The following is a 22,151-nucleotide window of genomic DNA, read 5'->3' as shown; positions in this document are numbered from 1 at the left end:
TGCATCGCCGCCGACCCTACCGAACGACCTGCTCACAGCCGGGCGCGGCCGTATGGCACGCTCACAGCAGGGGACGCCATCATGTTCCCCTCGGAGCGGGAATTCGAACAGGCAGGGGATCACGTGGAGACGTCGGGAGCGAGGCGGTCACTGCCGTGGCTGCTGCTCACCTGGTGCGTGACCAGGCTGGTGCTGCTGCTGTTCGTGTACAAGGTGTACATCTTCCCGGGCCCCGACGTCACCAGTGACGTCTCCGTCACCTACCAGGGCTGGTTCGAGGTCCTGCGCACCGGCACCTTCCCGCTGGACGACGTGACCTGGCAGTACCCGCCCGCCGCCGCCCTCGCGATCCTCTCCCCCGCCCTGCTCCCCGGCCTGGATTACACCTCGGCGTTCTTCGTCCTCGCCTGCCTCGCCGACCTGGTCGTCCTCGCCCTGCTGGTGTACGCCGGTCTACGCCCCGGGAAGCGGCCGCACGGGGCCTGGGTGTGGGTGGTCGGCGTACCCCTGCTCGGCCCGACCGTCTACTCCCGCTACGACGTGATGGTCACCGGAGTCGCGGTCGCCGCGCTGCTGGTGGGCTCGCGGCACCCCCGGCTGATGGGGGCGCTGGCGGGCTTCGGGGCGATGCTGAAGGTGTGGCCGGCGCTGGTGCTGCTGGGGGTCCGCGCCCGGGCCGGCTGGGTCTCGGCGGTGGCCACCGTCGCCGCGCTGGCCGCGCTGTTCTCCCTCGCCATGCCGGGCGCCTTCGCCTTCCTGACCTTCCAGCGCGACCGGGGCACCGAGGTGGAGTCGCTGGGCTCGCTCGTCTTCCACGTCGCCCGGCACCACGGCTGGGACGGCCAGGTGCTGCTGAACTACGGCTCGGTGGAGTTCCTCGGGCCCTGGGTGAACATCGTGAGCTCGGCCGCGCTGGCCCTGACCGGTATGACCTTCGGCTGGCTGCTGCTGTGGCGGGTGCTGGCGACCCGCTTCGAGGCGCACACCATGGCCGACGCGGCGTTCGTGGCGGTGCTGATGTTCACCACGACCAGCCGGGTGATCAGCCCGCAGTACCTGGTGTGGCTGATCGGCCTGGCAGCGGTCTGCGCGTGCTTCCGGGCAAGCCGCATGACCGTACCCGTGCTCCTGGTGCTGCTGGCGAGCTTCGTGACGGTCCTGGAGTTCCCCCTCTACTTCGCCGACGTCGTCGGCAGCACCCCCCTCGGCATCACCCTCCTGGTAATCCGCAACGGCCTCCTCGTCCTCGCCACGATCACCGCGGCCCGCGTCCTGTGGCGGGCGACGGTACCGAAGCCTGCGGCCGCCCCGGCCCCGGACCGGACCACCCCTGCCAAGACCACCGAGGTGCTCGATCAGCCCAGCTGATCGAGCAGGTAGTTCCGCCACTCGGTGGTGAACTCCCCGAGTGTCGTGCCGAGGACGCTCTTCATCGCGTTCTCGACCGCTCCGGCGCGCTTGTCGTGGGCTCCGACGGCCGCGTAGAACTCGCGGAGCCGTGCCTCGCCCCAGTGGTCGGCGATCATGCGGCAGGCCAGCCAGCCGCTCTCGTAGGCGCGGGCGAGCTCGTCGGCGTCGCCGCCGAAACCGAAGTCCCGGTCGGTGGGCAGGGTCGTCGGTGCCCGGCCCGCGCCGATCGCCTGCTGCAGTTCCGGCGCGGCCTGGGTGGGCGTGCGGCCGCTGCCGCGGTAGCCGATCCAGTCGGCGTACCCCTCGGACAGCCACAGCGGGGTCGCGGCGGTGGTGGCGGTGCGGGTGGCGACGTGGGTGGTCTCGTGGGTGAGGACGACCTGCTTGCCGACGGCGCCGAGAACACCGTAGGCGTCGGGATTGACGATGATCCGGTCGGACGGTGCCCGTGCCGGGGCGCCCGTCTCGCCGGTGGTGACGGCGGCGATCCCGCGGTAGGAGGAGGCGGGCGAGCCGAGCAGCGCGGCCATCCCCGCCAGGGACTTCGGTACGAGGACCACGACGTGCCGGGACCAGTCGGTGCCCCAGGCGTCCGACACCGCTGGAACGGCACGGTCGGCGAGGTCCGCGTAGGAGTGCAGGGTCTCGCCGGTCTGTCCGACGCCCATGACGAGGCTGTGCTCGCCCCGGACGACGACCACCTCGCCCTGGTCCCACAGCTGTTGGGGCGCCTTCTCGGCGGGCCGCTCGGCGTCCACGTACCACTGGCCCTCCACGTCCACGGAGAGGTCCACGGTGCGGGCGACGGTGACGGGGGCGCTGTCGTAGTTCTGGACGCGGTAGCCGAGTTCGACGTCGGCGGTGGCGGTGTTCCCGGTGCGGCGCACGGCGGTGACCCGGTAGGTCCAGCCGGCCAGCGGGACCGCGGAGAGGTTCTGGAACCAGCTCAGCGCGCCGGTCCTGGTGAACGCCGCCGGGTCCTGGTCGAGGACCGCGGTGGCCCGCCGGTCCAGCAGCCGCTGCACCTCGGCCTTCGTGCCGTCGGCGGCGGGCCGGCCGCCGCAGCCCACCAGGGCCGCCAGCAGCACCAGACACAGCGCCACGATTCCGCGTCCCGACGCCCGCCCTCGACCAGCCACGTGCCGATCGTACGGTGGGCGCCGGGCGGGCGGTCAGACCCGGGTGGCGGTCGCGCCCGGGATCATGTTCACCGGGTCGTAGCGCACCGGCGCTCCGGGGTAGGGCGCGTGGATCACCTGGCCGTTGCCCATGTACATCGCGACATGGCTGGCGTCGGAGCGGTAGGTGACCAGATCGCCGGGCTGGGCCTGGGAGAGCGGGACCTGTCGGCCCGCGTAGCGCTGCGCCTGCGAGGTGCGCGGCAGGGAGACCCCGGCCTGTGCGTACGACCACTGCATCAGGCCCGAACAGTCGAAGCCGGAGGGGCCGTTGGCGCCCCAGACGTAGGGCTTGCCGAGCGCGGAGCGGGCGGCAGCGACGGCGGCCGCGGCGCGGGCCGAGGGCGGGGCCGCGTTCCCGAGGTCGGGCATGTCGGCACGGCCGGAGCGGGAGGCCCGGTCGTAGGCGGCGCGCTCGTCGGACGGCAGGGCGTTGAGCAGCTGCCGTGCCCTGGCGAGCTTCTTCTCGATCGTCCGCTTGTGGGAGGCGACGGCCTTGCGGCTCTTCTCCAGCTCACCGAGCTTGCCGGACGCCTCCGCGCGGTCCTGGGCGATCTCGCGCATGGCCGTCTGGAGGTCCTTGAGCTCCCCGGCCTGGTGGACGGTGATCCGGTCCAGGACGGCGGCCTTGTCCAGGTAGTCGTCCGGGTCGTCGGAGAACAGCAGCGCGAGCGAGGGGTCGAGGCCGCCGGCGCGGTACTGGGCGCCCGCCAGCGAACCGAGCGCGTCCCGCATGGTGTTGATGCGGTCCTGCTGGCGGGCGATCCGGTCCTGGGCCTCGTCGACCTCCTCGCGGAGCGTGTCGGCGTTCTCGTCGGCCTTGTTGAAGGCCTCGGTCGCCTTCTCGGCCTCCTCGTAGAGGCGGTCCACCTCGGCGCGGGTGTCGTCGTGCGGTGCGGCGTTCGCCGGTACGGCGCCGAGGGCCGCGGCAGCGGCGGACAGCACACACAGGGCGGCACCGGCACCCCGGTTGAACCCGGACGGCGATGCAAGGCGGCGATGGAACCCCACGGGAAGCCGCACTCCTTTCCGCTGGCGGATGAGGAAACGCGGCAGACAGTAGCCCCGTCACCGGGCACCCACCAACGACCTCCGCGGCCACACACCGTGACGCCCCGCCTACGACGCAGGTCGTGGGCGGGGCGTGGGGTCACTTCACGTCGCGGGGATTCGCCCGAACGGGCGGTGTCGTGTCCTGATCTTGAAGCTGATCAGATCCCGGCGCCGCAGCGGATCAGGGCCGGATCAGGTCCGGACGCCGCAGCGGATCAGATCCGGACGCCGAACTGGAACGGCATGTTGTTGATCGACTCGTAGCGCACGACCGTGCCGGAGCGCGGGGCGTGCAGCACCTGGCCGTTGCCCGCGTAGAAGCCGACGTGGTGCAGGTCGCCGTAGAAGATGACGAGGTCGCCGACCTTGAGCTGGCTCTCGGAGTAGATCCGGGTGCCGGCGTTGGCCTGGGCCTGCGAGGTGCGCGGGATGGAGACGCCGGCCTGGGCGTAGGCCCAGGAGGTCAGGCCCGAGCAGTCGTAGGACGCGGTGCCGGTGGCGCCGTAGACGTACGGCTTGCCGATCTGGGACTGGGCGGCCTGGAAGGCGGCCATGGCGCGGCCGGAGCCGACGGGGGCGTCGCCGAGGTCGACGCGCTCGGCGGAGTCGCGGCTGGCGCGCTGGTCCGCGGCGGCGAGGGCGGCCTTCTCGGCGGCCGTCAGGCTGTTGAGGAGCTTCTGCGCCTCGGCGAGCTTGCTCTGGACTTCCTTCTTCTTCTTGCCCAGTTCGGTGCGGGTGGAGGCCAGGTCCTTGAGCTTCTCGGAGGCCTCGGAACGCTCCTGCGCGAGTTCGCGCTGCTTCTCCTGGATCTTCTTCAGCGCCTCGACCTGCTGCGAGCTGAGCTGGTCGGCGGTGGACGCCTTGTCCAGGTAGTCGTCCGGGTTCGACGACAGGAAGAGCTGGAGGGAGGAGTCCATGGCGCCGGTGCGGTACTGGGCGGCGGCCGCCAGGCCTATGGAGTCACGGAGCTCGTTGAGCTCCTCCTGACCCCGGGCGACGTTGTCCTGGATGGTGGAGATCTCCTTCTGGAGCTTCTCCTGCTTCTCCTTGGCCCCGTTGAACTTCTCGGTGGCCTGCTCCGCCTGCTCGTAGAGCTTGTCGACCTTGGACTTGACCTCGTCCTTGCTCGGCTTCTCGCTCGGCGCCGCGTTGGCGGCATTGGCGCTGAAAGCCACAGCGGCAGCAGCTGCGGTGGTGAGCACGGTCACGCGCGTGCGGCTCGGCTGCTTGGGTCGACGGTGGGACGCCACGGAGGTGAACTCCTTCTTTTGAGTGATCACCCGCTCGGAGGTTCGAGCCCAGACCCTAGTGACCTTCCCGTGATCAGTTCAAATCCTCAGGAGCAAAATCTCGTCACGCCGTGCATTCTTTGCACATAACTCACCTGGAGTGACACCCACTTGACACTACGTTGCGTGACGATCCCGCCAATTCGGGCAATAAACCTGCCCTTTGACGTTTAGGACAGCCGCTTCAGAAGCACCGCAGAAGCCACCGGCCGCGCACCCGCCTTGGCGATCCCGTCGGCCACCTCACGGTCGGTGGACGCGACGATGACCGGACGGCCCGGCGGCTCGGCGCGCACCAGCTGACGGATCAACTCGTCGGCGGTGACGCCCGGCTTGGAGAACAGCACCCTGACCCCGCGCGGCGGCGCCAGCAGTACCGGCGCGGCCAGCTCGGCCCCGTCGAAGACACAGGTGACCTCGGCGCCGGTCTGGGCGGCGAGCTGCGAGAGCTGGCCGAGCAGCCTCAGCCGCTGCTTCTCCAGCGGCATCTGGGGATAGCCGGTCTTGGTGACGTTGTAGCCGTCGACGACCAGATGGGCCTGCGGGAGCGCGAGGAGCTGGTCGAGGATGGCGGGGTCGTTCTCGGACAGGGCCCGCGCGGCGATGTCCTTCGGGGTCATGCGGCCGGGTTCGACGGCGTCCACGGTCTCCGCCGGCCGTACCGAGACGGGCGGCAGGGCCAGTTCCCGCCGCAGTCCCTGGGTGGCGTCGAGCAGCGTGTCCAGAAGCAGCCGTACCCGCATGTCCTCGACGCTGCGGCCCTCGCGCGCGGCCCGGCGGGTGGCCTCCAGGGCCGCCTCCGCCTCCCCGAGGCGGGACTTCAGCCGCCGGGACTCGCTCTCGGCCGCGGAGACCTGGGCGTGACTGTCGGTGCGCACGGCCTCCATCTCGGCGTGCACCTTGCGCAGGGCCGCCTCGCCGCGCTTGACGTCGCTGTAGGCGGCACGCAGCTTGCGGTGCAGCGAATCCGCTTCCTTCTTGGCCGCGTCCAGCTCGGTGCGCAGCCGCTCGGTCTCGGTGCGGGTGTGCTCACGGGCCCGGTCGAGTTCCTCGCGCAGCCGCTCCAGCTCGGCCCGGCTCTCCTCGTCGGCCCGCTCGGCGTCGGCCCGCTGGGCCTCCTCGCCGGCCGCGGTCACGAGTTTCACCCAGTCGGTGGGCCGCAGTACGTAGGCCGCGGCCGCCACGTCGAGCGGGTCCGCGGCCGGGGGCGGCGAGCCGGAGTCGAGGGCGCCGGAGAGCTCCGGCTGCGCCTCTCTGAACTTCTCCCCGATGCGCTGCCTGAACAGCGGATCGGTCTCCAGGGCGGCCGCCATGGCGTTGCCGGCGAACTTGGCGCGGCGGTTCGGGGCGAACCGGGCGTACTGCCTCAGCTGGGCGGGCAGTTCGGCGACGGTCAGGCCACCGAAGCCGTCCGAGACGATCTGGACGACCCTGCGGCGCACTCCGTCGGGCAGCGGGCGGTCGAGCACCTCGGCGGCGCCGTCGCCCGGCCCCCCGCCCGTGGTCTCCACCATCCCTTACTCCCCAATGCCTGTACGGGGCCGCTCCCTGTCAGGAGCCGGCGCCCGGCCTGTCCACGAGTTCCACCTGGTCCACGGCGTTGCACCAGCGGCAGCGCACCGACTCGATGGTCTCACTGACCACCTCGCGCTCCTCGACCTTCGGCTCACCGGCCAGGTCGAGGTGGACGTACTCGACGACCTTCGACGAGCGGGTCACGTCGAAGCGCGTGAGGTTGCCGCAGAGGGTGCAGCGCCACCGCGTGGAGGCGGTCGGCAGGGGAACCGTCATCGTGACCGTGCTCTTTCCTTTAGTCCTTCTAGTGTCCGTGACGCACCGGGCTCCCCCGATACGTGTGGCCGTAACCCTACGGCCTGGCGGGGACTCGCCGCTCGGGCGTCCGCGCGGCCCGACCGGCGGCGAGGCAGTCTGTTCCGTTCGGTCCCCTTACGTCATGCTCTGTGTCCATGATCGGCAACTGGATCGGGACGGTCGGCCGGGCGGGCCGGAGGGTGCGCAGGTCGCCGGCGCCGATGACGTACGGCCTGATCGCCCTGTGCTCGCTGGTCTTCGTGACCGGTCCGGCGGCGGGGCTCAATCCGGCGTACGGCACCGGGGACGCGCTGCTCGCCGCGCAGCGGGCCTATTTCCACCGTTGGGGCGTGGTGCCCGCGGAACTGTTCGAGGGCTCGGCGCGGGCCGTGCTCACCCCGGCCACGGCCCTGTTCGTCCACGGCAGCTGGGTGCATCTGCTGGGCAACATGCTCTTCCTCTATGTGTTCGGGGTGATGACCGAGGAGCGGATGGGACACGTCCGGTTCACCCTCTTCCACCTCGGCTGCGGCTACCTGGCCCTGCTGGGCTACGCGGCCGCCAACGCCGGCTCCGGGCAGTCCCTGGTCGGCGCGTCCGGGGCGATCTCCGCGATCCTCGGAGCGTTCCTGTACCTGTTCCCCACGGCCCGCGTCACCAGTCTCCTGCCCTTCCTCTTCTTCCTCCCCCTGCGCTTCCCCGCCTGGGTGGTCCTCCCCTTCTGGGCGGCCCTCCAATGGCTGGCCGCCGGCCAGGCCGGTCAGGGCCCCGGCGTCGCCTACCTGGCCCACCTCATCGGCCTCGGCCTGGGCCTCGGCTTGGCCTGGGTGGTGTTCGGGCCTACCACTAGAGTGAGGTCCGCCCCAGCTCCGGCCTCCGAGGGAGAGAAACAGCCGTGATCACCGCGATCGTCCTCATCAAGACCAGCGTGGACCGGATCCCCGAGATCGCGGAGCGGATCGCCGCGCTGGAAAGCGTCAGCGAGGTCTTCTCCGTCACCGGGACCTACGACCTGATCGCCATGGTCCGGGTCAAGCAGCACGAGGACCTGGCGGAGGTCATCCCGGGCAGCATCAGCAAGATCCCCGGGGTGGAGGCGACGGACACGCACGTGGCGTTCCGTACGTACTCGCAGCACGACCTGGAGGCGGCCTTCGCGATCGGGCTGGACAGCTGACGGTCCCGCCCCGGCGGAGGGTGCCCCGGCGGAGATGAAGAGTTCTTCATCTCGGGCTCATCCTGGCGCCCGGCCGCCGGGCGCAGCATGAGGCCCATGGTCTTCTCCCGCCGGCTGGCGGCCCTCGCCGCCGTCGTGGTGATCCCGCTGGGGATCGCCGCGACCAGTTTCGCCCTCACCGACAGTCCCGAGGCCCCGAAGGTCCCTCCGAAGGTCGAGCTGGACACCGGCTCGCCGACCCCGACCCCCACCCCGCCCGGGCCGACGCCGAGCGACGAGGTCGTCTCGCGGCCTCCGGTGACCGACAGCACCGCGAGTGATGACGATGACGACGACCGCGGCCCGACCGGACCGGACGACGCGACCGACGACGACGGACCCGGCGACGACCGCTGAGGGATCCCGGCGGCGGCTCTCCGCCCGGGTCCGCATCCTGCTCTGGCTGCTCTTCGTCATGGCGGTCGCGCTCGCCTCGGTGGCCACCACCACCCGCTCGATCCTGCTGCGCGAGACCGACGAGCGGATCAACCGCCTGCTCACCCAGGAGACCGGCGAGTTCGCCAACTTCCAGAAGGAGGGCGCCGACCCGGACACCGGTCGCCCCTTCACCGATCCGGGCAAGCTGCTGTCGGCCTTCCTGGTCCGCCAGTACGCCGACCCGGACGAGGAGCTGATCGGCCTGGTGGGCACCGCGGCAGGCGATCCCCGGCGGATCTACCAGCCGCGCGAGGACCCCGCCGCCCGTCCGCTGTACGAGGACGCCGACGCCCGCCGCCGTATCTACGACGCCCCCGGCTCCTCGGGCGTGCTGAAACGGTCGTCCGGTGACGTCCGCTGGGCCAAGGTGGTCATCACCCGGCCGGGCGGCGCCCCGGAGGCCGCGTTCGTCGTCGCCGTGCACCCCGCGCGGGAGCTGGAGCGGGTGGAGGTCGTCTTCCGCATCCTGCTCGCCATCTCCGGGGTCGCCCTGCTGCTGACCACCGGTATCGCCTGGGCGGTCGCCGGCCGCATCCTCAGGCCGGTACGGCTGGTCCGGCTCGCCGCCGCGGAGCTCACCGAGCACGACCTCACCCGGCGGATCGCGGTCCACGGCCACGACGACATCGCCGCGCTCGCGGAGACCTTCAACGCGATGCTCGACCGGCTGGAGCGGGCCTTCGCCGCCCAGCGCCAGTTCGTCGACGACGCCGGGCACGAGCTGCGCACCCCGATCACGATCGTGCGCGGCCATCTGGAGCTGATGGGCGACGATCCCGCCGAACGCGAGGAGACGGTCCGTCTGGTCACCGACGAACTGGACCGGATGAGCCGCATCGTCGAGGACCTGCTGCTCCTCGCCAAGGCCGAGCGCCCGGACTTCGTGCGCCCCGAACCGGTCCAGCTCGCCGAACTCACCGCCGACGTCTACGTCAAGGTCCGCACCCTCGGGGACCGCCAGTGGCAGCTCGCCGAGGTCGCCGACCGGGAGGCCGAGGTGGACCCCCAGCGGATCACCCAGGCGATGGTGCAGCTGGCGCAGAACGCCGTGCAGCACACGACCGACGGCCAGACCGTGCGCATCGGCTCCCGCGCCGAGGGCGCGCGGATCGAGCTGTACGTCGCCGACTCCGGCACCGGGGTCCGCCCCGAGGACGCCGAGGTGATCTTCGAGCGGTTCCGGCGCGGCACCTCCCGCCGGGGCGCCCGAGGCTCGGGGGCGGGCCTCGGGCTGTCCATCGTGAAGGCGATCGCGGAGGGGCACGGCGGCCGGGTCCGGGTGCACGACACCGAGGGCGGCGGCGCCACCTTCGTCCTCACCGTGGAGGACGCGACCCCATGACAGCGCTCGGCCGAAAGGCGACCCCGTGAACCGCATTCTCATCGTCGAGGACGAGGAACGCATCGCCTCCTTCGTGGAGAAGGGCCTGCGTGCCAACGGCTTCACCACCACCGTCGTCGGCGACGGCGAGGCGGGCCACGAGTACGCCCTGACCGGCGGCTTCGACCTGGTCGTCCTGGACATCGGGCTGCCCGGCCGGGACGGCTTCACCGTGCTGCGGCAGCTGCGCGAGGCCCGGGTGACGGTCCCGGTGATCGTGCTGACCGCCCGCGACTCCGTCCGCGACACGGTGGCCGGCCTGGAGGGCGGCGCCGACGACTGGATGACCAAGCCGTTCCGCTTCGAGGAACTGCTCGCCCGGGTACGCCTGCGTCTGCGTACGGCGGCCCGCGCGCCGGAGGTGACCATGCTGCGCTCCGGCTCGCTCAGCCTGGACCTGCGCACCCGCCGGGCCCGCTCCGGGGAGCGGACGGTCGATCTGACGGCCCGGGAGTTCGTGCTGCTGGAGCTGTTCCTGCGCCACCCCGGCCAGGTGCTCTCCCGCGAGCAGATCCTGTCCCACGTGTGGGGCTACGACTTCGACCCGGGCTCGAACATCGTGGACGTGTACGTGCGCGCCCTGCGCAAGAAGCTGGGCGCCGAGCGGCTGGAGACGGTCCGCGGGATGGGGTACCGGATGCCCGCGTGAAGTTTCCTTCATCTGCGGCTCATTGAGGACTCACCGACGGGCTGAACCGTAGGTGACGTGATCCTGAACCTCCGACTGACGGCGGCCCTGTGCGTGGCACTGTCCCTGTGCGCGCTGCTCGCGGTCCCCGCCAATTTCCCCGGTCTGGGCTCCGACGCCCGGTTCACCCTCGCCGTGTTCGCCCTGGCCACCTGCGCGTGGATCGCCACGCCGATCGACGACACGTACATCGCGCTGGGCGCCGGACTCGCCCTCACGGTGACCGGGGTGATCAGCAGCGACACCCTGTTCGGCACCCTCGGCGACTCCACCGTGTGGCTGCTGATCTGCGCCTTCGTGCTGGCGGCCGCGGTGACCCGGACCGGGCTCGCGGGACGGGCGGCGGCGTTCCTGGTGGGCGGGGCGCGCACGGTACGGCAGCTGGTGCACCTGACGACGGCCGCACTGGTCGTCACGGCGTTCGCGGTGCCCGCCACCTCCGGCCGGGCCGCTCTCGCGCTGCCGGTGTTCCTGGCCCTCGCCAAGGCGCTCGCCGACCGGAGACGACTGGTCGTGATGCTGGCGCTGCTGTTCCCGACCGTGATCCTGCTGTCGGCGGTGGCGACCCTGATCGGAGCGGGCGCGCATCTGATCACCGTGTCGGTGCTGTGGGAGGCGACCGGTGAGCGGATCGGCTTCACCGAGTGGCTGCTGCTGGGGCTGCCGCTGGCCGTGGCCTCCTCCCACCTGGCCGCCGAGACCGTCCTGCTGACCACCACGCGGCGCGCGGACCGCGAGGGTGCCGTGCACATCACCGCCGAGGAGATCCAGCGGCACACGGACACCCCGGTCACCGGCCCCTGGACGCAGGCCGAGACACGCTGCGCGCTGCTCCTGGGCACGGTCGTCGTCCTGTGGTGCAGCGAGCCCCTGCACCGGGTGCCGCCCGCGGTCGTCGCGCTGATCGGCGCGGTCGTGGCGGCCTCGCCCGCGCTGGGCACCGTAGGGCTGAAGGACGCGCTGAAGACCGTGCCGTGGTCGCTGCTGCTGTTCATGGCCGCGACCATGGCGATGGGGGTCGCGCTCGCCGACTCGGGCGCGGCGAAGTGGCTGGTGTCCGGGCTGCCGGCGGGTGTCACCCCGCTGGTCTTCCTCGCGGTCGTGATCGCGGTCAGCACGGCCGCGCATCTGATACTCCAGTCCCGCTCGGCCCGCTCCTCCGTACTGGTCCCGCTGGTCGTCGCGGCCGCGGTGGGTGCCGGCGTCAACCCGGTCGCGGCCGCGCTCGCCTCCACGGCCGCCGCGGGCTTCTGCCACACGCTGCCCGCCTCCGCCAAGCCGGTCACGCTCTTCTCCGACCTCCCCGGTACGCCCACCTACACGCCCCGCGACCTGCTCCGCCTCTCCGCCGTCCTGGCGCCTCTGACCGCCCTGCTCGTCCTCTTCTTCGCCACCGCGGTATGGCCACTGCTCGGCGTCCCGCTGACCCCCTAGGAGATCCACATGCTCAGCCGAGTCGTCGTCGCCCCCAGTGGGTTCAAGGAGTCGTTGTCCGCGCAGGCCGCCGCCGATGCCATCGGGGACGGGGTGCGGCGGGTGCTGCCGGAAGCCCAGCTCGATCTCATTCCGCTGGTGGACGGGGGTGAGGGGACGGCCGCCGCGCTGGCGGCCGCGACCGGGGGCCGGCTCGTCGCGCTGGCCGCCACGGGTCCGGTCGGGGAACGGATCGGCACGCACTTCGCGCTGCTGGGCTCCGGGGACACGGCGGTCGTGGAGATGGCGGCGGTGGCCGGCCTCTCCCTGGTCCCCCGCTCGCTGCGCGACCCCGGCGCCACCACGACATACGGCGTCGGCGAGCTGATCCGTGCCGCGCTGGACACCGGTGCCCGGCGGATCCTGGTCGGCTGCGGGGACTCGGGGACCTCCGACGGGGGCGCGGGCGCGCTGCAGGCCCTCGGGATGCGACTGCTGGACGCGGACGGCTTCGAACTTCCGCGCGGGGGCGGGGAGTTGAGGCGGCTGAGCCGCGTCGACGCGCGCGGCCTGGACCCGCGGCTGCGGGAGGTGGAGCTGCTGGTCGCCTGCAACCCGTTCAACGTGCTGTGCGGGGCACGCGGGGTGGCCCGTGTCTTCGGCCCCCAGAAGGGCGCGACCCCCGCCCAGGTGGAGGAGTTGTCGGCGGGCCTGGAGCACTGGGCGGACGTCCTCACCCGCGACCTCGCCGTCACCCACGCCGACCTGCGGTACGGCGACGGCACCGGCGCCTCGGGAGGGCTGGGCGCCGGTCTGGCCGCCGTCGGTGCCCGGCTCCTGCCCCGCTTCGACGTCCTCCTGGACCATCTCGACCTGGACGCCCGGCTGGCCCGCGCCGACCTGGTGGTCACCGCCGAGGGCGCCCTGGACCACCAGACACCCCGCGGGAAGGTCCCGGCCGAGGTGGCCCGGCGGGCCAAGCTGCACGGGCGTCCGGTGCTCGCGCTGGCGGGCACGCTCGGCGAGGGGGCGCACAGTGTGCCCGGCGTGGACGCGTACAGCGGCATCCTGCCGGCGCCGATGGCTCTGGCGGAGGCCCTCGTCCGGGCCTCCGAACTCCTCACGGACGCCTCCGAGCGCGCCCTGAGGATGATCCTGCTGGGCGCCCGGCTACCGGTTCACGCGGAGGTGTCGGGCACGCAACGCCCGTCCTCGGTGCGGTAGTTCCAGCGGGCGCCGTCCCGCACCAGCTCCGTCACGGCGGTCACGAACCGCTCCACGTGCTCGTCCGGCGTGCCCGCGCCGAAGCTCACCCGGATCGCGTTCAGGGACTTCTCGCCGGGCGCGGCCTCCGGGGCTCCGCACTCGCCCTGGGACTGCGGGTCGCTGCCGAGCAGGGTGCGCACCAGCGGGTGGGCGCAGAAGAGGCCGTCGCGCACGCCGATGCCGTACTCGGCGGAGAGCGCGGCGGCGAAGTGGGAGCTGTTCCAGCCGTCGACGACGAAGGAGAGCACGCCGACGCGCGGGGCGTCGTCGCCGAACAGGGAGAGGATCCGCACCTCGGGGACCCCCGCCAGGCCCTCGCGGACCTTGTTGATCAGGTACCGCTCGCGGGCGACGAGCGTGTCGAAGCCGGCCTCGGTGAGCGCCTTGCAGGCGGAGGCGATGGAGTAGGCGCCGATGACGTTCGGGGACCCGGCCTCGTGGCGGGCGGCGCTGTCGTGCCACTCCACGTCCACTCCCCCGTCGGCGCGCCGCGTGACCTTGCGGCTGGCGCCGCCGCCCGCGAGGTAGGGGTCGGCGGCCCGCAGCCAGTCGGCGCGGCCGGCCAGGACGCCGGAGCCGAAGGGCGCGTACAGCTTGTGCCCGGAGAAGGCGACCCAGTCGACGTCGAGCTCCTGGACCGAGACCGGGTGGTGCGGGGCCAGCTGGGCGGCGTCCAGGACGATCCGGGCTCCGTGCGCGTGCGCGGCGGCGGCCAGCTCGCGCACCGGCCACAGCTCGCCGGTGACGTTCGAGGCACCGGTGACGCAGACGAGGGCCGGGCCACGGGGGTCGCGGGCGGCGAGGGCCCGCTCCAGGGTCTCGACGGCCTGGTCCGGGGTGCGCGGGGCGTCCAGGTAGGTGACGTGGGCGTCCCGCCAGGGCAGCAGCGAGGCGTGGTGCTCGGTCTCGAAGACGAAGACCTGGCAGTCGGCGGGCAGCGCGGCGGCCAGCAGGTTCAGCGAGTCGGTGGTCGACCGGGTGAAGACCAGCTGGTCGTCCGTACGGCAGTCGAGGAACTCGGCGACCGTCCTGCGGGCGTTCTCGAAGAGCTCGGTGGACAGCTGCGAGAGGTAACCGGCCCCCCGGTGCACGCTGCCGTAGTAGGGCGCGTACGCCGCCACGTCGTCCCAGACACGCTGGAGCGCCGGCGCGCTGGCCGCGTAGTCGAGGGCGGCGTAAGTCACCTCGCCGCCCGTGACGAGCGGGACGGTGACATCCCTGCCCAGAACGGGCAGCGGGGCACAAATGGCGTGGTCGGAGACAGCGCTGGAGACAGCAGTGGCGACAGACATGGGGGAACTCCCGTGAAAAAGAGAAAGGTGCCAGGGGTGTGCGGAGGTGGGGCTCGGCGCCCTATCGCATTCGCTTGCTCACGGAAGACTCCCTCGGAGACCAGGATCCCTGGGCCGTGCTCTGTCAGAAGAGCGAGAGGGATCCGCGCTTGCCGTAGACCTCGCTGCCTACGGCCTGGTCTTCACCCGGGGCACCCCGCCACGGACGGAGGGTTGCCGGACAGTCGGCCGGGGCCTCATGACTGTCACTCATGACCTGGTTCGAAAACCTACGCGAGATGATCGCGGTCCCGCAACCCGTGTCCGGATCGCGGGACATCACGACGACGTGCGGGTCACGCGTTGCTGGCCGCCACCCAGCGGTCCAGCGCCAGCTTGGCCGCCCCGGAGTCGATCGACTCCGCGGCCTTCGCCATCCCGGCCCGCAGTTGGTCGGCCAGCGTCCCCCCGCCGGGTTCCAGCGCCACCAGCGCGGCCGCCGAATTGAGGAGTACGGCGTCCCGCACGGGGCCCGTCTCACCGTTCAGCAGGCGTCGGGCGACGTCGGCGTTGTAGGACGGATCGGCGCCGCGCAGGGCCTCCACCGGCACCAGCTCGATGCCGACGTCCCGCGGGTCGAAGGTCTCCTCGGTGACCTTGCCGTCCCGGACGATCCAGACCCGCGAGGTGGCCGTGGTCGTCAGCTCGTCGAGGCCGTCGTCGCCGCGGAAGACCAGCGAGGAGTTGCCGCGCTCGGCGAAGACGCCCGCGACGATCGGCGCCATGCGCGGGTCGGCGACCCCGACCGCCTGGGCCCGCACCCTGGCGGGGTTGGTCAGCGGACCGAGGACGTTGAAGACGGTGCGGATGCCCAACTGGCCGCGGGCGGCGCCCACATGACGCAGCGCCGGATGGAACTTGATCGCGAAGCAGAAGGTGATCCCGGCCTCCTCGGCCACCTCGGCCACCCGCTGCGGGGTCAGCTCCAGGTTGACGCCGAGCTTCTCCAGGACGTCCGAGGCGCCGGACGCGGAGGACGCGGCCCGGTTGCCGTGCTTGACGACCTTCGCCCCGGTGCCGGCGATGACGATCGAGGACATCGTGGAGATGTTCACCGTCTTGGCGCCGTCGCCGCCGGTGCCGACGATGTCGACGGTCGGACCCGACACCTCGATCACGTTGGCGTGCTCGTACATCGCCCGGACCAGACCGGTGATCTCCTCGACGGTCTCCCCCTTGGCCCGCAGCGCCACCACGAACCCGGCGATCTGCGCGTCGGTCGCCTCGCCGCGCATGATCCGGTCCAGCGCCCAGAACGTGGCGTCGGCGTCCTGGTCATGGCCGGACAGCAGGGAGTTCAGCACCTCGGGCCAGGAACGGCCCGCCGCGGTGTCGCCTCCAGCGGGGGTCACAGCGCTCATAAGGCCGCTCCTGGGTGTCGTACGAGAGGAGATCCCTCGTAAAAGAGTGTGGCCCCACCCTATCCAGCCGGAAGGCACGGCAAAGGGCCCCGTCCGAAGACCGGACGGGGCCCTTTGGTGTGGCGTGGCGACGCCGCAGCGATCAGTGGTGGCCGTGGCCGCTCGTGATCTCCTTGTACTCCTCGACGGTCGGCTTGGGAATCTGGGACTCCTCGCCGAAGTACGCCTCGCTGAGCTTGGCGCGCAGCTTCTCGGAGCCCTTCACCTTGCGCTCGACGCCGTTCTCGTCGACCGTCGGGCCGATCTCGGCCGGCTTGTACTGCTCGTGCGCGGTGAGCGTGTGCAGCGCGTCCTGGCTGAGCGGCTCGTGCACCTCGATGAACTCACCGTGCGGCAGGCGCTTGATGATGCCGGTCTCGCGACCGTGCAGCACCTTCTCCCGGTCGCGGCGCTGGAGGCCGAGGCAGATCCGCTTGGTGACGACGAACGCGATGACCGGCGCCACGAAGAACGCGATCCGCACGAACCAGGTGATGGCGTTGATCGACAGGTGGAAGTGGGTGGCCCAGAGGTCGTTTCCACCACCGATCAGCAGCACCATGTACCAGGTGATCCACGCGACACCGAAGGCCGTGCGCGTCGGGGCGTTGCGCGGGCGGTCCAGGATGTGGTGCTCGCGCTTGTCGCCGGTGACCCAGGACTCGATGAACGGGTAGACCGCGATCGCGACCAGGACCAGCGGGAAGATGATCAGCGGGATGAACACGCCCAGCACGAGCGTGTGACCCCAGAAGTCGATCTCCCAGCCCGGCATCACTCGGATCAGGCCCTCGGAGAAGCCCATGTACCAGTCGGGCTGGGCGCCGGTGGACACCTGGTCCGGGCGGTAGGGGCCCATGGACCAGATCGGGTTGATCGTGGCGATCGCCGAGATGGCCGCGATGACACCGAAGACCAGGAAGAAGAAGCCTCCGGCCTTGGCCATGTAGACCGGCAGCAGCGGCATGCCGACGACGTTGTTGTTGGACTTGCCGGGGCCCGCGAACTGCGTGTGCTTGTGGTAGAAGACCAGGATCAGGTGGCCGACCACCAGACCGAGCATGATGCCCGGCAGCAGCAGGATGTGGATCGAGTAGAAGCGGGCCACGAAGTCGCCGCCCGGGAACTCACCGCCGAAGAGGAAGAACGACAGGTACGTGCCGACGATCGGCACGGACAGGATCGCACCCTCCATGAAGCGGACACCGGTGCCGGAGAGCAGGTCGTCCGGGAGCGAGTAGCCGGTGAAGCCGGTGAACATGCCCAGGACGAACAGCAGGAAGCCGAACAGCCAGTTGACCTCACGCGGCTTGCGGAACGCGCCCGTGAAGAACACCCGCATCATGTGCACGAACATACCGGCGAGGAAGATCAGCGCCGCCCAGTGGTGGATCTGCCGGATCAGCAGACCACCGCGCACATCGAAGGAGATGTGCATGGTCGAGTTGAACGCCTCGCTCATCAGCTGTCCCTGCAGCGGGACGTAGCTGCCGTGGTACTCCACCTCGTTCATCGACGGGTGGAAGAACAGCGTCAGGTACACACCCGTGAGGATGATGATGATGAAGCTGTAGAGGCAGACCTCACCCAGCATGAACGACCAGTGGTCGGGGAAGATCTTGCGCATGTTGGCCTTGGCCAGGGAGTAGATCCCCAGCCGGCCGTCCGCCCAGTCGGCGACGCGTTCGCCGGCCGGTGCCTTCCCGCGTGCGCGGGACTCGGTGGAGGACTCTGTAGTGCTCATCCGCGCTCCCAGAATGCAGGACCGACGGGCTCTTCGAAGTCGCCGAGCGCCTCGAGGTAGCCCTCGTCGTTCACACCGATGCGCAGCTGCGGCAGGGCGTGACCGGCGGGGCCGAAGATCACTCGGGCACCGTCGGAGAGGTCGAAGGTGGACTGGTGGCAGGGGCAGAGCACGTGGTGCGTCTGCTGCTCGTACAGGGAGATCGGGCAACCGACGTGGGTGCAGATCTTCGAGTACGCGACGATGCCTTCGTGCGACCACTCCAGCTCGCGCTTGTCCTTGATGTTGTCCGGCTGGATCCGGACGATCATCAGGGCGGCCTTGGCGATCTCGGTCTGGAACTCGTGGTCGTGCTCCTCCAGGCCCTCGGGCTTGGCGAAGGTCAGCGAGCCGACCGCGACGTCGGAGGGACGCAGCGGCTCGTTGGTGTTCATGTTGACCAGCATCAGCCCCTTGCGCCACATGGTGTGGCGGAGCTTGGTGCCGGGCAGCGGGCCGAGGTCGCGCAGCAGCATGACACCGGAGAGCGGGAACAGGGCCAGCGCGCCGAACATCGTGTTGCGGATCAGCTTGCGACGGCCGAGCGCCGACTCCTTGGCACCGTCCCGGAAGTCGGCCATGACCTTGGCCTTGACCTCGGGGGCCGCCTCGATCGGGTGCCGCTCGTCGGCGACCTCCACGTCCGACATCAGGGTGCGGGCCCAGTGGACCGCGCCCGCGCCGATCGTGAACAGCGCCGTACCGAGGGTCAGGCCCAGCGCGAAGTTCAGCGCGTTGATGTGCCCGATCGGGAAGACGTAGATCGGCTTGTCGTGCGGGATCGCGACGTACGAGACGATGAAGGCGACCGTGGCCAGCATCGACACCGTGAACAGCAGGGCGACCGTGCGCTCGGACCGCTTGGCGGCCCGCTCGTCGATGTCCTGGATCCGGTGCTCGTGGGGCGGCAGGCCGGGGTCGGCGAAGGGGTGCTTCTCGTCCGCGACGCCTACCGCGCCGTGCGCGTACTCGTTGTGTCCTGCGGACTGCTCAGCAGGCAGGTTCTCTTCTGGAATGTCTTGGCTACTCATGACTTCTTGGCCTTTGCGGTCCGAGCGGCGACCCAGACGGCGACCGCGATCAGCGCACCGAGGCCGAAGATCCAGGCGAAGAGGCCCTCACTGACCGGGCCGAGCCCGCCCAGCTCAAGACCACCGTTGCTGACGGTCTCGTCGCCGTTGACCGCGTGCAGGTACGCGATGATGTCCTTCTTGTTCTGCTCCGACAGCGTGGCGTCGGGGAACGACGGCATGTTCTGCGGGCCGGTCTGCATGGCCTCGTAGATGTGCTTCGGGTCGACGCCCTCGAGGCTCGGCGCGAACTTGCCGTGCGTCAGCGCGCCACCCTTGCCGGTGAAGTTGTGGCACTGCGCGCAGTTGGTGCGGAACAGCTCGCCGCCCTTGGCGATGTCGGCGCCCTCGGGGCCGTACTCCGCCTCGGTCGGGACGGACGGACCGGCACCCAGGGACGCGATGAACGCGGCCAGCTGGTCGATCTCGGCCTGCGAGTAGATGTTCTTCTTCTTCGGGACCTGCGCGCCCGGCTGCTGGGCCGGCATACGGCCCGTCGCGACCTGGAAGTCGACGGCCGCGGCGCCCACGCCCACCAGGCTAGGACCGTCGGAGGTGCCCTGACCGCCGGTGCCGTGGCAGCTGGCGCAGCCTACGGCGTAGAGCTTCTTGCCCTCTTCGATGGCGAGGGACTGGGCTGTTTCGTCGGCCTTCGCCTGGTCCGCTGGCGCGAACAGGGCGTACAGCCCCCCGCTGAAGACCAGCGCGAGGAGTAGGACGACGAGCGCCGCCGCCGGGTGGCGTCGTCGTGCGGAGAGCTTTTTCACGGATTACCCCGGTGTCAGGATCTTCTGCGTCGATGCTTGGGAGTGCGGGAGCGGGCCCCGGCTACTTGATCAGGTAGATCGTGGCGAAGAGGCCGATCCACACGACATCGACGAAGTGCCAGTAGTAGGACACGACGATGGCCGCGGTCGCCTGTTCGTGGGTGAACCTCTTCGCCGCGTAGGTGCGGCCGAGGACGAACAGGAAGGCGATGAGGCCGCCCGTCACGTGCAGGCCGTGGAAGCCGGTCGTCAGGTAGAAGACCGAGCCGTACGGGTCGGAGGAGAGCGAGAGCCCGTCCTTCTTGACCAGCTCGGTGTACTCGTAGACCTGACCGCCGATGAACACCGCGCCCATGACGAACGTGACGATGAACCACATCCGGAGCTTCTTCACGTCACCGCGCTCGGCGGCGAACACGCCGAGCTGGCAGGTGAGGGAGGAGAGCACCAGGATCGTGGTGTTGGTCGCCGAGAACGGAAGGTTCAGGGCATGCGCCATTTCCTTCCAGTGATCAGGACCCGTCACCGATCGCAGGGTGAAGTACATCGCGAAGAGGGCCGCGAAGAACATCAGCTCGGAACTCAGCCAAATGATGGTTCCGACGCTGGTGAGGTTCGGCCGGTTGACCGATGGGTGCGCGTGCCCGGTTGTCTCTGTCGTTGCTGTCGCCACGACCGACATTATGTCGGTCGCTTATCCCGCCCTCACTCCGGGGGGTGCCGTTCGGAGTGTCTCCCTGCTCCGGACCGGTGTTGACGTGGTGTTCAAGGGAGTAGCATCCGCCCAACGGGCCTGTCCTTACGACGCTGACGTCACGGAGGAACAATGCAGCCGACCGCCACGGTGCTGGTCTACAGCGACGACTCCAACACCCGCGAGCAAGTGCGGCTGGCGGCGGGGAGGCGGCCCGCGCCGGATGTCCCGGTCGTCGAGTTCCTGGAGTGCGCGACTCCGGCGGCCGTGCTGAGCGAGCTGGACAAGGGCGGCGTGGACGTCTGTGTCCTGGACGGCGAGGCCGTGCCGATGGGCGGCATGGGGATGTGCCGTCAGATCAAGGACGAGGTGTTCAACTGCCCGCCGGTGCTGCTGCTCATCGGGCGGCCCCAGGACGCCTGGCTGGCCACCTGGAGCCGGGCCGAGGCGGCCGTGACGCTTCCGGTGGATCCGGTGGAGTTCGCGGCGGCGCTGGCGTCTTTGTTGCGGGATCGGAAGGCTTTGAGCGCCTAAGAGCTCGGGACCGGGTGGTTCGTGGGCGGCTGCGGGTCCGTCGCGGCTGATCGCGCAGTTCCCCGCGCCCCTAGGGGCTCACACAGTCGTCGGCCTCAAACGCGCCGCCTCCTCGGGGCCCGGGCCCTCCGGGTCTCCCGTCACCAGGGCGCTGCCTCCGCGCCACTTCTTCCAGGCGAGGTTCCAGTCGCCGAAGCCGTTGCCGAAGGCTTCCATCGTGTCGCCGTAGGAGTTGACGACCTTGACGAGGTCGCCCTCGCGGACGGTGTCGAAGAACCACTCGGCGTTGGCGGTGCTCATGCCGGTGCAGCCGTGGCTGACGTTGGCGTAGCCCTGGGAGCCGACGGACCAGGGGGCGGCGTGGACGTACTCGCCGCTCCAGGTGACCCGGGTGGCGTAGTAGACCGGTAGGTCGTACGACTCCGAGGAACCCTCGGCGATGCCGATGCTGGTACCGCGCATACGTACGAAGTACTCCTTGCCCAGGACGACCTTGACGCCGTTGCGGGTCTCGAAGCCGGCCTTGCCGGTGGTGACGGGGATCGTGTTGATCGCCTTGCCGTTGCGGTAGACGGTCATCGAGTGCGACGAGGCGTCCGTCACCGCGATGACACGGTCCCCCGTGGTCAGCCTGAGCGGCTTGGCCCGGCCGCCCCACAGCCGGTCGCTGACCTTGATGCCCTCCAGGTTGCTGCGGACCTGGATGGTGGCGTCGGTGGGCCAGTACTCCTTGGGGCGGTAGTGGAGTTCCTTGTCGTCCACCCAGTGCCAGGCGCCCTGCACGGAAGGCGTGGACTCCACCTTGAGGGCGCGCTCGACGACGGCCCGCTGGGCCCTGTCCTGGACCGGCGTGCTCAGCTCGGCGGTGATCGGCTGGCCGACGCCGTACTTGCCCGCCTTGGGGCCGAAGGTGACGTCCAGGCGCTTCTTGGTGCGGGGCTTGCCGGTGTCGAAGGTGACGACCCGGCGGCCGGGCGCCCCGTCCTCGTCCTCGGTGCTCACACGGACCGTGTAGTGGGCGTCGGCGGCGAGCGGGGAGGTGCTGTGCCAGCGGGTGCCGTCGGCGGAGAGTTCGCCCGCCACATGGCGTCCCGTGGCGTCCCTGGCCGTGACGTCCGTGATGCGCCCGTCGTCGTCCTCGGCGGTGACCTCCAGGGGCTTGCCGGGGTCGGCCTTCCCGCCGTCGCCGACGGGGCCGCTGAAGGCGATCTGGTCCGCCGCGTCGTACGGCTCGGCGGACAGCGGGTGGCCGTCGGAGCCGCATGCGGTGACGCCCGCGCCGAGGGCGATCACCAGCAGCGTGCAGCCGACGACGGTTCGGGTGCGGGGTGCGTGGCTCATGACCTCACGCTAGGGAGGCCGGTCAACCACGGCGCGCCGGGTGACTCGTACGAGGGACGGAGGTTGCGGCAAACGCAGGAGCCCGGA

General features: G+C 70.8%; 21 protein-coding genes and 1 riboswitch. Of the genes, 9 read left to right on the top strand and 12 right to left on the bottom strand.

Annotated features, from left to right (window positions below):
- Positions 1-123 precede the first annotated feature (123 nt).
- Positions 124-1,368 (top strand): glycosyltransferase family 87 protein, encoded by a 1,245-nt coding sequence (locus K4B79_RS04985; RefSeq protein WP_232025011.1) that lies wholly within the window; start codon positions 124-126, stop codon positions 1,366-1,368.
- On the opposite strand, the gene K4B79_RS04980 is transcribed toward K4B79_RS04985, so the two are convergent.
- The 5 genes from K4B79_RS04980 to K4B79_RS04960 all read right to left on the bottom strand — a co-directional run bounded on the left by K4B79_RS04980 (position 1,356) and on the right by K4B79_RS04960 (position 6,721).
- Positions 1,356-2,549, bottom strand: coding sequence for a hypothetical protein (locus K4B79_RS04980; RefSeq protein WP_232025010.1), 1,194 nt, complete (start codon positions 2,547-2,549; stop codon positions 1,356-1,358). The two genes, K4B79_RS04985 and K4B79_RS04980, sit on opposite strands and share 13 nt — an antisense overlap.
- A gap of 33 nt (positions 2,550-2,582) precedes the next feature.
- Complete coding sequence (locus tag K4B79_RS04975) at positions 2,583-3,599, bottom strand: C40 family peptidase (protein ID WP_232025009.1); 1,017 nt, start codon at positions 3,597-3,599, stop codon at positions 2,583-2,585.
- Between the two features lie 257 nt (positions 3,600-3,856).
- The gene (locus K4B79_RS04970) at positions 3,857-4,891 is read right to left on the bottom strand and encodes a C40 family peptidase (RefSeq protein WP_232025008.1); all 1,035 of its coding nucleotides are present in this window, start codon (positions 4,889-4,891) and stop codon (positions 3,857-3,859) included.
- A gap of 209 nt (positions 4,892-5,100) precedes the next feature.
- Positions 5,101-6,444, bottom strand: a complete 1,344-nt coding sequence (locus tag K4B79_RS04965; protein ID WP_232025007.1) for an NYN domain-containing protein — start codon at positions 6,442-6,444, stop codon at positions 5,101-5,103.
- Positions 6,445-6,481: 37 nt separating this feature from the next.
- Complete coding sequence (locus tag K4B79_RS04960) at positions 6,482-6,721, bottom strand: hypothetical protein (RefSeq protein WP_037719539.1); 240 nt, start codon at positions 6,719-6,721, stop codon at positions 6,482-6,484.
- Positions 6,722-6,897: 176 nt separating this feature from the next.
- Here K4B79_RS04960 and K4B79_RS04955 point away from each other — a divergent pair, with 176 nt between their 5' ends.
- The 7 genes from K4B79_RS04955 (at position 6,898) to K4B79_RS04925 (ending at position 13,102) form a co-directional block, all read left to right on the top strand.
- Positions 6,898-7,641 carry a rhomboid family intramembrane serine protease gene (locus tag K4B79_RS04955; RefSeq protein WP_232025006.1) on the top strand — a complete coding sequence of 248 codons (744 nt, stop codon included), beginning with the start codon at positions 6,898-6,900 and terminating at the stop codon, positions 7,639-7,641.
- Complete coding sequence (locus K4B79_RS04950; protein WP_020137395.1) at positions 7,638-7,919, top strand: Lrp/AsnC family transcriptional regulator; 282 nt, start codon at positions 7,638-7,640, stop codon at positions 7,917-7,919. The genes K4B79_RS04955 and K4B79_RS04950 overlap by 4 nt, the downstream gene beginning before the upstream one ends.
- Positions 7,920-8,015: 96 nt before the next feature.
- Positions 8,016-8,315 (top strand): small secreted hydrophilic protein, encoded by a 300-nt coding sequence (locus tag K4B79_RS04945; RefSeq protein WP_232025005.1) that lies wholly within the window; start codon positions 8,016-8,018, stop codon positions 8,313-8,315.
- Entirely contained in the window at positions 8,245-9,738 is a 1,494-nt protein-coding gene (locus K4B79_RS04940; protein ID WP_232025004.1) for a sensor histidine kinase, read from the top strand. Before K4B79_RS04945 ends, K4B79_RS04940 begins: the two co-directional genes overlap by 71 nt.
- 25 nt (positions 9,739-9,763) lie before the next feature.
- Positions 9,764-10,426 carry a response regulator transcription factor gene (locus K4B79_RS04935; RefSeq protein WP_232025003.1) on the top strand — a complete coding sequence of 221 codons (663 nt, stop codon included), beginning with the start codon at positions 9,764-9,766 and terminating at the stop codon, positions 10,424-10,426.
- Between the two features lie 57 nt (positions 10,427-10,483).
- Positions 10,484-11,899, top strand: a complete 1,416-nt coding sequence (locus K4B79_RS04930) for an SLC13 family permease (protein WP_232025002.1) — start codon at positions 10,484-10,486, stop codon at positions 11,897-11,899.
- Between the two features lie 9 nt (positions 11,900-11,908).
- On the top strand, positions 11,909-13,102 hold the full coding sequence (locus tag K4B79_RS04925) for a glycerate kinase (protein WP_232025001.1): 1,194 nt from the start codon (positions 11,909-11,911) through the stop codon (positions 13,100-13,102).
- Here the strand turns inward: K4B79_RS04925 and K4B79_RS04920 are convergent.
- From K4B79_RS04920 to ctaE, 6 genes are all read right to left on the bottom strand, one after another.
- Complete coding sequence (locus K4B79_RS04920; RefSeq protein WP_232025000.1) at positions 13,057-14,436, bottom strand: aminotransferase class V-fold PLP-dependent enzyme; 1,380 nt, start codon at positions 14,434-14,436, stop codon at positions 13,057-13,059. The genes K4B79_RS04925 and K4B79_RS04920 overlap by 46 nt on opposite strands.
- A 140-nt stretch (positions 14,437-14,576) precedes the next feature.
- Positions 14,577-14,693, bottom strand: a riboswitch (SAM riboswitch).
- A gap of 78 nt (positions 14,694-14,771) precedes the next feature.
- A complete protein-coding gene (trpD, locus tag K4B79_RS04915) occupies positions 14,772-15,836 on the bottom strand; it encodes an anthranilate phosphoribosyltransferase (RefSeq protein ID WP_232024999.1) in 1,065 nt (354 codons plus the stop codon).
- 142 nt (positions 15,837-15,978) lie between these two features.
- Complete coding sequence (gene qcrB, locus K4B79_RS04910; protein ID WP_232024998.1) at positions 15,979-17,619, bottom strand: cytochrome bc1 complex cytochrome b subunit; 1,641 nt, start codon at positions 17,617-17,619, stop codon at positions 15,979-15,981.
- On the bottom strand, positions 17,616-18,689 hold the full coding sequence (gene qcrA / locus K4B79_RS04905) for a cytochrome bc1 complex Rieske iron-sulfur subunit (RefSeq protein ID WP_232024997.1): 1,074 nt from the start codon (positions 18,687-18,689) through the stop codon (positions 17,616-17,618). Before qcrA ends, qcrB begins: the two co-directional genes overlap by 4 nt.
- On the bottom strand, positions 18,686-19,495 hold the full coding sequence (qcrC, locus tag K4B79_RS04900) for a cytochrome bc1 complex diheme cytochrome c subunit (RefSeq protein ID WP_232024996.1): 810 nt from the start codon (positions 19,493-19,495) through the stop codon (positions 18,686-18,688). The genes qcrA and qcrC overlap by 4 nt, the downstream gene beginning before the upstream one ends.
- A gap of 61 nt (positions 19,496-19,556) precedes the next feature.
- Positions 19,557-20,177, bottom strand: a complete 621-nt coding sequence (ctaE, locus tag K4B79_RS04895; protein WP_067431166.1) for an aa3-type cytochrome oxidase subunit III — start codon at positions 20,175-20,177, stop codon at positions 19,557-19,559.
- Between the two features lie 144 nt (positions 20,178-20,321).
- Here ctaE and K4B79_RS04890 point away from each other — a divergent pair, with 144 nt between their 5' ends.
- Entirely contained in the window at positions 20,322-20,723 is a 402-nt protein-coding gene (locus K4B79_RS04890) for a hypothetical protein (RefSeq protein ID WP_232024995.1), read from the top strand.
- A 78-nt stretch (positions 20,724-20,801) separates the two neighbouring features.
- Here K4B79_RS04890 and K4B79_RS04885 read toward each other — a convergent pair whose 3' ends face one another.
- Positions 20,802-22,064, bottom strand: a complete 1,263-nt coding sequence (locus K4B79_RS04885) for a L,D-transpeptidase (protein WP_232024994.1) — start codon at positions 22,062-22,064, stop codon at positions 20,802-20,804.
- Positions 22,065-22,151: the final 87 nt, after the last annotated feature.

Source organism: Streptomyces lincolnensis, assembly GCF_021173675.1.
Classification (GTDB): Bacteria; Actinomycetota; Actinomycetes; order Streptomycetales; family Streptomycetaceae; genus Streptomyces; species Streptomyces lincolnensis_B.
This window is presented reverse-complemented; position numbering and strand designations above follow the sequence as displayed.

What these genes read in the sequence shown, in the direction of transcription:
- qcrB (WP_232024998.1), bottom strand. Translation starts at nt 17,619, where the DNA reads ATGAGCACTACAGAGTCCTCCACCGAGTCCCGCGCACGCGGGAAGGCA.
- K4B79_RS04945 (WP_232025005.1), top strand. Translation starts at nt 8,016, where the DNA reads ATGGTCTTCTCCCGCCGGCTGGCGGCCCTCGCCGCCGTCGTGGTGATC.
- K4B79_RS04940 (WP_232025004.1), top strand. Translation starts at nt 8,245, where the DNA reads ATGACGACGACCGCGGCCCGACCGGACCGGACGACGCGACCGACGACG.
- qcrA (WP_232024997.1), bottom strand. Translation starts at nt 18,689, where the DNA reads ATGAGTAGCCAAGACATTCCAGAAGAGAACCTGCCTGCTGAGCAGTCC.
- K4B79_RS04920 (WP_232025000.1), bottom strand. Translation starts at nt 14,436, where the DNA reads ATGTCTGTCGCCACTGCTGTCTCCAGCGCTGTCTCCGACCACGCCATT.
- trpD (WP_232024999.1), bottom strand. Translation starts at nt 15,836, where the DNA reads ATGAGCGCTGTGACCCCCGCTGGAGGCGACACCGCGGCGGGCCGTTCC.
- K4B79_RS04965 (WP_232025007.1), bottom strand. Translation starts at nt 6,444, where the DNA reads ATGGTGGAGACCACGGGCGGGGGGCCGGGCGACGGCGCCGCCGAGGTG.
- K4B79_RS04925 (WP_232025001.1), top strand. Translation starts at nt 11,909, where the DNA reads ATGCTCAGCCGAGTCGTCGTCGCCCCCAGTGGGTTCAAGGAGTCGTTG.
- K4B79_RS04960 (WP_037719539.1), bottom strand. Translation starts at nt 6,721, where the DNA reads ATGACGGTTCCCCTGCCGACCGCCTCCACGCGGTGGCGCTGCACCCTC.
- ctaE (WP_067431166.1), bottom strand. Translation starts at nt 20,177, where the DNA reads ATGTCGGTCGTGGCGACAGCAACGACAGAGACAACCGGGCACGCGCAC.
- K4B79_RS04955 (WP_232025006.1), top strand. Translation starts at nt 6,898, where the DNA reads ATGATCGGCAACTGGATCGGGACGGTCGGCCGGGCGGGCCGGAGGGTG.
- K4B79_RS04885 (WP_232024994.1), bottom strand. Translation starts at nt 22,064, where the DNA reads ATGAGCCACGCACCCCGCACCCGAACCGTCGTCGGCTGCACGCTGCTG.
- K4B79_RS04890 (WP_232024995.1), top strand. Translation starts at nt 20,322, where the DNA reads ATGCAGCCGACCGCCACGGTGCTGGTCTACAGCGACGACTCCAACACC.